This window comes from Kitasatospora sp. NPDC101108 (assembly GCF_055584725.1).
The window spans coordinates 127,573-139,850 of sequence record NZ_JBVJLM010000004.1 but is presented as its reverse complement, the minus strand read 5'-3'; the positions used below and the strand labels follow the sequence as shown (position 1 = coordinate 139,850).

Annotated in this window: 1 protein-coding gene (running past one end of the window); it reads right to left on the bottom strand. The window is 74.6% G+C overall.

What is annotated here, in order from left to right:
* Positions 1–278: 278 nt before the first annotated feature.
* Positions 279–12,278: the end of an SDR family NAD(P)-dependent oxidoreductase gene (locus ACZ6Z8_RS11510; protein ID WP_465608532.1), read on the bottom strand. 18,831 nt of this gene lie beyond the right edge of the window; 12,000 of the gene's 30,831 nt are visible here — the last part of the coding sequence; its start codon lies beyond the right edge, outside the window; it ends in the stop codon at positions 279–281.

Below are 12,278 nucleotides of genomic sequence, written 5' to 3'. Positions count from 1 at the left end.
GCGGCCCTGGCGGCGGCCCGCGAGTACCGCTCGCTGGGCGCGAAGGTCAAGCGCACCACAAGCCGGGTGAGGGCGTGATCGGCGCAAACACACCTGCCACGTACCGGCTGTGACCGCCGCGAAGCGGCTGACGAACTAATTTCCGTTCGGATACTCCCCGAGGGCGGGGCACGACGCGGTGGCGCCCACCGCCGACCGACGGTCGGCCGCCGTGAGCCCAACGGAGACCGCGGGAGCCCACCGAGTGGGCTCCCGCGACGGGAAGGGCGGCGGACCGGTCAGTCGGACAGGCCCAGTTCGTTGTCCAGCAGCTCGAACATCTCGTCGTCCGAGGCCGTGTCGAAGTCGAAGGCCCCCGGGCCTGCGGTCCCGGCCGCGGCGGCGCTCCCGGCGGCGATCCACTTCGAGCGCAGCACGTCCAGGCGGGCGGCCACCTGGTCGAACAGCTCCTGGTCCGCTCCCTCGGCCTCGCCCGCGCCGAACGCCTTTTCCAGACGGTCGAGTTCGGCCAGGATCGCGGCCGGTCCGGCGGTCGGTTCGGGTGCCAGGCCGAGCCGGTCGAAGAGGTGGTCGGCCAGGTCCGCGACCGTCGGGTGGTCGAAGACCAGGGTGGCGGGCAGTCGCAGGCCCACCAGCGAGCCCAGGCGGTTGCGCAGCTCGACGGCCGTCAGCGAGTCCAGGCCGAGGTCCTGGAAGGCCCGCTGCGGGTCCACCCCGGACGGATCGGTGTGCCCGAGGACGGCGGCCACCTGTCGGCGGACCGCCTCCAGCAGGGCCTCGCCCCCCTCGGCGCCCGGCAGTTCGGACAGCTGCCGGACGAACGCGGCGCCGCCGCCCGGCACACCGTCCGCACCCGCGGCCGCACCGCGCCGCACCGGCATCCGGACCAGTCCGCGCAGCAGGGGCGGGAGCTCGCCGCGCTGCCGCAGGGCGGCCGGGTCCAGTCGCAGCGGCAGGACGACGGGCTCCGGGCCTGCCGTGGTGGCGTCGAAGAGCGCCAGTCCCAGGTCCGGGGTGAGCGGCGGCAGGCCGGCCCGGGCCAGGCGTTCGGCCTCGGCCCCGGTGAGGGCGCCGGTCATGCCGCCATCACCGGTCCACGGGCCCCAGGCCAGCGAGACCGCGGGCAGGCCGAGGGAGCGCCGGTGCCGGGCGAGCGCGTCCAGGAACGCGTTGGCCGCGGCGTAGTTGGCCTGGCCCGGGTTGCCGAGCGTCCCGGCCGCCGAGGAGAACAGGACGAAGGCGGTGAGGTCCAGGCCCTCGGTGGCGCGGTGCAGGTGCCACGCGGCGTCCGCCTTCGGGCGCAGGACTCCGGAGATCCGCTCGGGCGTGAGCGAGCCGATCGTCCCGTCGTCCAGGAGGCCCGCGGTGTGCACCACCGCACGGATGTCGTGCCGGGCGAACAGGCCGGCGACGGCGGCCTCGTCGGCCACGTCGCAGGCCTCCACCACCGCTTCGGCGCCGATTCCGGCGAGCTCGGCGACCAGCTCGGGCACGCCGTCGGCGGCGGCGCCGCTGCGGCTGACCAGGAGCAGGCCGCGCACACCGTGCTCGGCGGCGAGGTGCCTGGCCACCAGACGGCCCAGGCCACCGGTGCCGCCGGTGATCAGCACGGTGCCCTCGGTGGGCCAGCTCGGCGGCGTGCTCGCGAGCTCCTCCCGGACCAGCCTGGCGGCGAACAACTCGCCCTCACGAAGCAGGAGTTGTTGCTCATCGACGGCTGCGAGGGCTGCGACGGCTGCGACGGCGGGCCGGAAGCCGGTCTCGCCGGGGGCCAGGTCGAGCAGGCCGAACCGGCCCGGCTCCTCCGAGGCCGCCGATCGCACCAGGCCCCAGGCGGTGGCGGCGGCGAGATCGTCACCGGACACCGCGCCGCGCGTCACGAAGACCAGCCGCGCGGCGGCGAACTCGTCGTGCGCGAGCCAGGTCCGCACCAGGTCCAGGACCTCGGCCGCCCGGTCGTGCACCGACTCGGCGCCGCCGGCGGGGAGTTCGGTGAACACCACGGCGGGCACCCCGGGGTGCCCGGTGAGCGCGGCCAACGCCTCTGCGGTCGGCTCGACCGAGAGGAAGGGGGTGAGGGGGTCCGGGTCGGTCCGGCCCGCGGTGGCGGCCGCACCGGTGGAACCGGTTGCGTCGGCGGTGCCGGTTGCGACGGCGGTGCCGGCGCCGGTGCCGGTTGCGTCGGCCGGCAGTGGCACCGGCACCCAGTCGACGCGGAACAGCGCGTCATGACCGGCCGGGCGGTCGACGGCGCCCAGCTGCTCGGCGGTGACCGGCCGGACCGTGAGCGAGCCCACCGACGTCACCGGGCGCCCGTCGGCGTCGACGGCGGCCAGCGCCAGTCCGCCGGACGCCGACGGCGCCAGCCGGACCCGGAGCGCCGACGCACCGGAGGCGTGCAACGCGACGTCCTCCCAGGCGAACGGCACCCCGGCCCCGCCGCCCTCGCCCTGCCCGCCACCCGCGGCGAGCGTGTGCAGGCAGGCGTCGAACAGCGCCGGGTGAAGGCCGTAGCCCGCGCCCTCGGTGCCCTCGGGCAGGGCGACCTCGGCGAACACCTCGTCACCGCGCCGCCAGGCCGCCCGCAGGCCCCGGAACGCCGGACCGTAGCCGAACCCGGCCTCGGCCAGGCCCTCGTACAGACCGCTCAGATCCATCTCCTGCGCACCGGCCGGCGGCCACACCGAGGTGTCGAACGCCACCGGCGCCGCACCCGTCCCCAGGATGCCGCTCGCGTGCAGGGTCCAGGGCCGCAGATCGCCCGAGCCCGGACGGGAGTGCACGGTCACGGGCCGTCGTCCCGCGTCGTCCGGCGCGCCGACGGCGAGCTGGAGCTGTACGGCGCCCGTCCCCGGAAGGACCAGCGGCGCCGCGAGGGTCAGTTCCTCGACCCGGTCGCAGCCGACCTCGTCACCCGCCCGGACGGCCAGCTCCACCAGCGCCGTCCCTGGCACCAGGACGGAGCCCAGGACGACGTGGTCCCCGGCCCAGGGGTGCGAGCGGGTCGACAGACGGCCGGTGAACAGGACGCTGTCGCTGTCGGCCAGCTCCAGCGAACCGGTGAGCAGCGGGTGCTCGGCGGTCCTGAGGCCGACGGACTCGGCGCCCCGGCCGGCGGGCAGCCCGGTCGGCCAGTAGTCCCGGTGCTCGAAGGCGTAGGTCGGGAGCTCCGCGAGGTGCCGCCCGGCTCCGGCGAGCAGGGCGCGCCAGTCGACGTCGGTGCCGTGGACGTGGAGTCGGGCGAGGGCTTCCACGAAGGCCGCTTCCTCGGGGCGGTTGCGGCGCAGAGCCGGGGTGGTGACGGTGTCGTCGGCCTCGGGCAGTGCGTTCGCGGTGAGGGCGGTGAGGACGCCGTCGGGGCCCAGTTCGAGGTACCGGCGGACGCCGGCGGCGTGGAGGGTACGGAGGCCGTCGGCGAAGCGGACCGCTTCACGGACGTGGCGCACCCAGTAGTCCGCGTCGGTCGTGCCGGTGAGCAGGTCGCCGGTGAGGTTGGAGACTAGCGGGATCGAGGGCGCGCTGTACGTGAGCCCGTTGAGGACGGTACGGAAGTCGTCCAGCATCGGGTCCATCAGCGGGGAGTGGAAGGCGTGCGAGACCCGCAGGCGGGTCGTACGGCGGTCCGCGAAGTGCGCCTCGATCGCCGCGACGGCGTCGTCCGTGCCGGAAACGACCACCGAGGACAGACCGTTCACGGCGGCTATCGAGACAGCGTCGTTCAGCAGCGGCCGGACCTCCTCCTCGGTGGCCTGTACGGCGAGCATTGCGCCACCGGAGGGCAGCGCCTGCATCAGCCGGCCACGGGCGGCGACCAGCGCACACGCGTCGGCCAGCGAGAACACACCGGCCACGTGTGCGGCGGCGATCTCACCGATTGAGTGCCCGGCCACGAACTCCGGCCGCACCCCCAGCGACTCGACCAGCCGGAACAGCGCCACCTCCACCGCGAACAACCCCGCCTGGGCGAAGTCCGTCCGGTTCAGCAGCTCCGCGTCCTCGCCCCAGACGACTTCCCGCAGGGGCAGGTCCAGCTCCGCACAGACCGCGTCGAAGGCCTCCGCGAACACGGGGAAGCGCTCGTACAGCTCCCGCCCCATGCCGAGCCGCTGCGAGCCCTGACCGGAGAACAGGAAGGCGCGCTTGCCCTCCGACGCCACTCCCCGGGCCACTTCCACACCGTCCACCAGCACCGCCCGGTGCGCGAACCGCGACCGGCCCGCCAGAGTGAACGCCACATCCGTGGGCGGGAGTTCAGCCGATCCGGCGCACCGGGCCAGCTGGAGGTCCAGCGCCGCCTCCGACTTGGCGGACACCACCCACGGCACCAGGCCACCGGCCTCGGTGGCCTCCGGGTCCGCCACCGGCTCGGGCTGTTCCAGGATCAGGTGGGCGTTGGTGCCGCTGATCCCGAAAGACGACACGCCTGCCCGGCGCGGGTGACCGGTGGCCGGCCACTCCGTGCGCTCGGCCAGCAGTTCCACCGCGCCCGCCGTCCAGTCCACGTGCGAGGAGGGCTGGTCGATGTGCAGTGATTTCGGCAGCGTGCCGTGCTGCATGGCCAGCACCATCTTGATCACACCTGCGACACCGGCCGCCGCCTGGGCGTGCCCGATGTTCGACTTGATCGAACCGAGCAGCAGCGGCAGTTCACGGTCCTGCCCGTACGTCGCCAGCAGCGCCTGCGCCTCGATCGGGTCACCCAGCGTCGTCCCGGTCCCGTGCGCCTCCACCGCATCGACCTCGGCGGGTGCGAGACCCGCGCTCGCCAGTGCCTGCCGGATCACCCGCTGCTGCGACGGCCCGTTCGGTGCCGTCAGACCGTTGGACGCACCGTCCTGGTTCACCGCACTGCCCCGCAGCACAGCGAGTACGCCGTGCCCGTTGCGCCGGGCGTCCGAGAGACGCTCCAGCACGACCACACCGACGCCCTCACCCCAGCCGACCCCGTCCGCCGCCTCCGCGAAGGCCTTGCTGCGGCCGTCGGCGGCCAGACCGCGCTGCCGGGAGAACTCGACGAACGTCGCCGGGGTGGACATCACCGTCACACCGCCGGCCAGCGCCAACGAGCACTCACCGCTGCGCAGCGCCTGGGCGGCCAGGTGCATCGCCACCAGCGAAGAGGAGCAAGCCGTGTCCACCGTCACCGCCGGGCCTTCGAGGCCCAGCGTGTAGGAGACCCGGCCCGAGGCCACACTCCCCGCGCTGCCGCTGCCCTGGTGGCCTTCGAACTCACCGCCGCCGAGCAGGCCGGCGTAGTCGGCGTACATCACGCCCGCGAAGACACCCGTACGGCTGCCCCGCAGCGACACCGGGTCGATACCCGCCCGCTCGAACGCCTCCCAGGACGTCTCCAGCAGCAAGCGCTGCTGCGCATCCGTCGCCAACGCCTCCCGCGGACTCATCCCGAAGAAGCCCGCGTCGAACGCGGCCGCCTCGCGCAGGAATCCGCCGGTGCGGGTGTAGGAGGTGCCGGTGTGGTCCGGGTCCGGGTGGTACAGCGACTCGACGTCCCAGCCGCGGTCCGCCGGGAACTCCGACACCGCGTCCACCCCGTCGGCGACCAGGCGCCACAGGTCCTCGGGTGAGGCGACGCCTCCGGGGTAGCGGCAGGCCATGCCGACGATCACGATCGGGTCGTCGGACGGCGTGGGCACCACCGCCGGGAGTTCCGCCGTCCGCTCGGCGCCGAACAGGCCTTCCAGCAGGAAGCCGGCCAGGGCACGGGCGGTCGGGTAGTCGAAGACGACGGTGGCCGGCAGCTGGAGCCCGGTGACCGACCGCAGCCGGTTCCGCAGCTCCACCGCGGTCAGTGAGTCGAACCCGAGGTCCTGGAACGCCCGGGAGGGGTCGACCGTCGCCCGGCTCGGGTGGTCCAGCACCAGCGCGATCTGGTCACGCACCAGGTCGAGGACGGCTTCGTGCCGGTCCTCCGCGCCCAGGCCCGAGAGCCGCCGGGTCAGGTCGATCGCGGCGGGGGCCGAGGCCGCCCGGCGCACCGGTGTCCGGACCAGGCCGCGCAGCAGGGCGGGAACCTCGCCCCGGTCCCGGACCGCGGGCAGGTCGAGCCGGACGGGCAGGACGGCCGCTTCCGCCGCGCCGACTGCCGCGTCGAACAGCGCCAGCCCGTGCTCCGGGTCGAAGGGCGGCACTCCCGCGCGGGTCATCCGCTCCCGTTCGGCGTCGGTGAGGGTGCCGGTCATGCCCGCCACCCCGGACCACGGCCCCCACGCCAACGACACCGCCGGCAGACCCAGCGCACGCCGGTGCACCGCCAACGCGTCCAGATAGGCGTTGCCCGCCGCATACGCCGCCTGCCCCGCACTGCCGAACACCCCAGCCATGGACGAGAACAGCACGAACACATCCACACCTTCGGCCGCCCGGTGCAGATTCCACGCCGCGTCCGCCTTCGGACGCAGCACCGCGCTGACCCGGTCAGGCGTCAGCGAGCCGACCACCCCGTCATCGATCACCCCGGCCGTGTGCACGACCGCACGGACCTCGTGCCGGGCGAACAGACCCGCCACCGCCACCTCGTCCGCCACATCACAGGCCTCGACCACCACCCGCGCGCCCAGCGCCTCCAGCTCCGCCAGCAGCGCCCCCACACCCTCGGCCTCCGCACCCCGGCGGCTCACCAACAGCAGGCTCCGCACACCGTGCTCACGGGCCAGATGCCGGGCAACGATCCGGCCCAGACCACCCGTCCCCCCGGTCACCAGGACCGTGCCCTCACCCGGCCACACCACCGGCACCACCGCCGGCTCCGCCCGCACCAGCCGGGCCGCAAGGACCTCACCCTCCCGCACCAGCAACTGCGGCTCATCCACACCCAGCGCCGACGCCGGCAGCTCCTCCTCCCCCGCCAGATCCACCAGACCGAACCGACCCGGCTCCTCCGAAACCGCCGACCGCACCAAACCCCACACCGCAGCAGCAGAAAGATCCGAACCGTTCACCGCACCACGCGTCACGAACACCAGCCGGGAACCGGCGAACCGCTCCTCCGCCAACCAGCCCTGCACCCACTCCAGAGCCCACGCCGACCGCTCGTGCACCCCACCACCGGCCATCGACCGCACCACCACCACCGGCGGCACCTCAGCCGGCACCTCCGCCAGCGACCCGACCTCCACAAACGCCCCGACACCCGGCTCGACCGGCACCATCGGCACCCAGTCCACCCGGAAGAGCTCGTCACGGCCCACCCGCGGAGCAGCCGTGAGCTGCTCGGCCGCGATCGGCCGCACCGCCAACGCACCGACCGACGCGACCGGCCTGCCCTCGGTGTCGGCCACGGCGAGGGACAGCACACCGGTGGCCGTCCGGGTCAGCCGGACCCGGACCGCCGACGCGCCCGCGGCGTGCAGCGCCACGTCCTCCCAGGCGAACGGCACCCCGGCCCCGCCCTCAGAACCGGCCTCCCCCTCGGACCCGGTCAGCGCGAAGCCGTGCAGGCAGGCGTCGAACAGCGCCGGATGCAGGCCGAAGCCCGCGCCCTCGGTGCCCTCGGGCAGAGCCACCTCGGCGAACACCTCGTCACCACGCCGCCAGGCCGCCCGCAGACCCCGGAACACCGGACCGTAACCGAACCCGGCCTCGGCCAGCCCCTCGTACAGACCGCTCACATCCACTGCCTCGGCACCGGCCGGCGGCCACACCGAGGCATCGAACGCCACCGGCACCGCACCCGTCCCCAGGACGCCGCTCGCATGCAGGGACCACACCGGTGCCGGGCCGCTGTCCGCCGTGGAGTGGATGCCGACGGCGCGGCGGCCGGACGCGTCCGGTTCGGCCACCCTCACCTGGAGGCGGACCGATCCCTCCTCCGGCAGGACCAGCGGCGCGGCCATGGTCAGTTCCTCGACCCGGTCGCAGCCGACCTCGTCCCCGGCCCGGACGGCCAGCTCCACCAGCGCCGTCCCCGGCACCAGCACCGAACCCAGCACCACATGGTCCGCCAGCCAGTCCTGCGACCGGGCGGACAACCGGCCGGTGAACACCATCCCGGCCGCGTCGGCCAGTTCGAGCGAGCCGGTGAGCAGCGGGTGCCCGGCGTCCGCCAGCCCGGCGGACTCCGCCGTGGGGAGGAAGGCCGGGGCGTCCGTCCAGAACCGGCGGTGCTGGAACGCGTACGTCGGCAGGTCGATCCGCCGGGCGCCCGTCCCGGCGAGGAAGGCGGACCAGTTCACCGACGTGCCGAGCACGTGGAGCCGCGCCAGGGCGCCGACGAAGGTCCGCTCCTCCTCGTGTCCGCGGCGGAGCGTCGCGATCGGCTCGGTCTCGCCGTCGGGCAACGCGTTCGCAGTCAGGGCGGTCAGGACGGCATCGGGGCCGACTTCGAGGAAGTGTCGGACGCCGGCGGCGTGGAGGGTGCGGAGGCCGTCGGCGAAGCGGACAGCCTCGCGGACGTGGCGCACCCAGTAGTCCGCGTCGGTCGTGCCGGTGACCAGCTCGCCGGTCAGGTTGGAGACCAGCGGGATCGACGGCGCGTGGTACGTCAGACCGTTGAGGACGGCACGGAACTCGTCCAGCATCGGGTCCATCAGCGACGAGTGGAAGGCATGGGACACCCGCAGACGGCTGGTCTTCCGGTCGGCGAAGCGCGCTTCGACCGCCGCGACGGCGTCATCCGCGCCCGAAACGACCACCGAAGACGGGCCGTTCACGGCGGCTATCGATACCGACTCGCCCAGCAGCGGCCGGACCTCCTCCTCCGTCGCCTGCATCGCCAGCATCGCGCCCCCGGAGGGCAGCGCCTCCATCAGCCGACCACGGGCGGCAACCAAGGTGCAGGCGTCCGCCAGCGAGAACACCCCCGCCACATGCGCGGCGGCCACCTCACCGATCGAGTGACCCGCCACGAACTCCGGCCGCACCCCCAGCGACTCGACCAGCCGGAACAGCGCCACCTCCACCGCGAACAGCCCCGCCTGGGCGAAGTCCGTCCGGTTCAACAGCTCCGCGTCCTCACCCCACACCACCTCGCGCAGCGGCAGGTCCAGCTCCGCGCACACCGCGTCGAACGCCTCCGCGAACACCGGGAACCGGGCATACAACTCCCGCCCCATGCCGAGCCGCTGCGACCCCTGACCGGAGAACAGGAAGGCGCTGCGCCCGCCCGTGGCGACACCGGTCGGCGCCTGGCCGTCCGCGATCGCGCGCAGGCCGGTCCGGAGCTGTTCCGCGTCGTCGCCGACCACGGCCGCCCGGTGTTCCAGCGCGGCCCGGGTCGTCGCCAGGGAGTACGCGACGTCCACCGGACGGGCGTCGCCCACGGCCGGGAGCAGGCGTTCGGCCTGCGCACGCAGGGCCTCCGGGGCCGCGGCGGAAAGCAGCCAGGGAACGGTGCCGGGGCCGCCCGGGGTTTCCGGGGCGGGGTCGGCGACCGGTACGGCCGGAGCCTCCTCGATGATCACGTGGGCGTTGGTCCCGCTGATGCCGAAGGAGGACACGCCCGCTCGGCGCGGCCGGTCGCCCGGGGTCCACGGCCGGCGCTCGGTCAGGAGCCGGACGGATCCGGCTGTCCAGTCGACCTGTCCGCTCGGCTCGTCGACGTGGAGCGTCGACGGCAGCTCGCCGTGGTGCATGGCCAGCACCATCTTGATCACGCTGGCCACCCCGGCCGCGGCCTGGGTGTGACCGATGTTCGACTTCACCGAGCCGAGCAGCAGCGGCCGTTCACGGTCCTGCCCGTAGGTCGCCAGCAGGGCCTGGGCCTCGATCGGGTCGCCCAGCCGCGTGCCGGTGCCGTGGGCCTCGACCACGTCGACCTGGTCGGCGCCGAGGCGGGCGTTGGCCAGGGCCTGCCGGATCACCCGCTGCTGCGAGGGACCGTTGGGAGCGGTGAGGCCGTTGGAGGCGCCGTCCTGGTTGACGGCGCTGCCGCGGACCAGTGCCAGCACCGGGTGCCCGTGCCGCAGCGCGTCCGACAGCCGTTCGACGACCAGGAACCCGGCGCCCTCGGCGAAGCCGGTGCCGTCGGCGGCGGAGGCGAAGGACTTGCAGCGTCCGTCGGGGGCGAGCGCGCCCTGTCGGCCGAACTCGGCGAACACCCCCGGTGTGGCCATCACGGTCACACCGCCGGTGATCGCGAGCGAGCAGTCGCCCTGCCGCAGCGCCTGGACGGCCAGGTGCAGCGCGACCAGCGAGGAGGAGCAGGCGGTGTCCACCGCGACGGCCGGGCCCTCCAGGCCCAGCTTGTACGAGACGCGGCCGGCCACCACGCTGCCGTTGCCGTCGCTGCCGGGGTAGTCGTGGTACATCACACCGGTGAAGACCCCGGTCCGGCTGCCGCGCAGGCCGGTCGGGTCGATGCCCGCGCGCTCCAGGGCCTCCCAGGAGAGCTCCAGCGTGAGCCGCTGCTGCGGGTCCATGGCGAGGGCCTCGCGCGGGGAGATCCCGAAAAACTCGGGGTCGAACTCGGCGGCGCCGTCCAGGAATCCGCCCTCCAGGGCGTGGCCGGCGTCCTCTGCGCGGAAGGCGGCGAGGTCCCAGCCGCGGTCGGCGGGGAACGGCGAGATCGCGTCCGCGCCGGAGGTCACCAGGCGCCAGAGGTCCTCGGGGGTGCTGACTCCGCCCGGGTAGCGGCAGGACATGCCGACGATCGCGATCGGCTCGTGCCGGACGGCGCTCGGTGTCACGGCGCCCGCCGTCGCCTCCGTCGCCTCCGTCTCCGTCTCCGTGTCCGTCTCCGTGGCGGTCGTGACCGTGGCCGTGGCCGGGAGCGCGGGGCGGACCCGGTCGTCGGCGAGGTCGAGCAGGGCCTCGACCAGACCCGCGTCGCGGAGCCGGCGGGTCGGGATCGACTGCAGGGCGGCCCGCACCTCGGCCTCTGCGCGGAGTCCGTCGCCGTTCGCGGCTTCGGTCGCCGCCCCCAGCTCCGTGAGGATGAAGCCCGTGACCGCCTCCGCGTTGGGGTGGTCGAAGGCGAGGGTGGCGGGCAGCCGGAGCCTGGTGAGGCCGTTCAGCTGGTTGCGCAGGTCGGTCGCGGCGAGGGAGTCGAAGCCGAGTTCCTGGAACGCCCGGTCCGGTTCGATCGCGTCGCCGGACTCGTGCCCCAGCAGGGCGGCCACCCGGGCCCGGACGAGTTCGAGGACCGTCCGCCGTCGCTCGGCCTCCGGCAGCCCGGCCAGCCGGGCCGTGAGGTGACCGGTCGGCGCGGCCGGCAGCGCGCCCGCGCGGTCCGCCGTCCGGCGGACCGTCGGGACCAGGCCGCGCAGCAGCGCCGGGAGCTCGTCGGTACGGGTGCGCAGGGCCGACCGGTCGACCCGGATCGGGACGACGGCCGCACGCTCACTGCGCAGAGCCGCGGAGAACAGGGCCAGACCGGCCTCGCGGGTGAGCGGCGGAACGCCCTGGGCGGCCATCCGGTGGCGGTTCAGCTCCCGGAGGTGCTCGCCGAGGCCGGCGCCGACGTCCCACAGGCCGTACGCCAGGGACGTCGCGGGCAGGCCGAGCGCGTGACGGTGGGCGGCCAGGGCGTCCAGGAACACGTTCGCCGCCGCGTAGTTGCCCTGCCCCGCGGTCAGTACCAGCCCGCCGGCCGAGGAGAACAGCACGAACGCGCTCAAACCCCGGTCCCGGGTCAGCTCGTGCAGGTACCAGGCACCGTCGGCCTTCGGAGCCAGCACGGCGTCCATCCGCTCGGGCGTCAACGCCCCCACCAGGCCGTTGTCACCGACTCCGGCCGCGTGCACCACCACCGACAGGTCCGGGATCGAGTCAACCAGCGCCGCCACCGCGGCACGGTCGGACACGTCACAGGCCAGGACCTCGGCCTCCGCCCCCAGCGCGGACAGCTCCGCCACCAGCTCCGCCGCACCTCCGGCCGCCGGGCCACGGCGACTCGTCAGCACCAGCCTGCGCACCCCGCACTCACCGGCCAGGTACCGGGCCACCACCGCACCCAGACCACCCGTGCCACCCGTGACCAACACCGTGTCATCCGCACCGACACCCGACGGTCCCTCCGGCGACGGCAACCGGACCAGACGCGGCACCAGCACGACCCCGCCCCGCACCGCCGACTCCGGCTCGGCCGACACCACCACCTCACCGTCCGTGTCCACCAGCGCGAACCGGCCCGGGTTCTCCGCCGACGCGGACCGCACCAGACCCCACACCGGAGCCTGCGCCACCCCCACCGGCTCACCCGCGCGCACCGCCACCGCACCCCGCGTCACCACGACCAGGCGCGACCCCGCGAACCGCTCCTCCGCCAACCAGGACTGGACGGCGGCCAGCACGGTGTGGACGTACGTGCGCACCGCGTCCGG